The sequence below is a fragment of the Streptomyces sp. CO7 genome (assembly GCF_053474865.1).
In genome coordinates this window covers 1-388 of the sequence record NZ_JBRIOU010000158.1, presented here as the reverse complement: position 1 = coordinate 388, position 388 = coordinate 1, and the positions used below count along the sequence as shown (strand labels likewise).

General features: G+C 66.8%; 1 pseudogene. It reads left to right on the top strand.

Features of this window, described 5'->3' with window-relative positions:
- Positions 1–298, top strand: a pseudogene (locus ACOV8S_RS31565) (hopanoid C-3 methylase HpnR); the annotation flags it as partial.
- Positions 299–388: the final 90 nt, after the last annotated feature.

Here is a 388-nt window from a genome sequence, read left to right as displayed (position 1 = left end):
GTTCTACGAGGAGCTGGTGCGGACCCAGGCCGTGATCAACCGCAAGCACCTGGGCCTGAGGACGGCGTTCGGCGCGGCCCGGATCCTCGGCCGGAACCTGCTGCACGGGCAGACGAACTTCGCGCGGATGCTCTGGAAGTTCAACCAGGTCTACAACCCGCGCCGGCAGTTCGCGGACCACGGCATGCCCGTCCGGTACGAACTCCCGCTGCCGCGGCCCGTCGACGTCGGCGACCGGCGGCAGCTGTACGTGCACACCCGGCCCGCTCCGCAGACGTCGCCGCCACGCCCGTCATAACCGTTGAAGGCCGTACGGAATAGGACTAGAGTCGGCACCGTTGGACTGGTTGAACATTCAACATCACGGCTCGACCTTCCTGGAGGACAC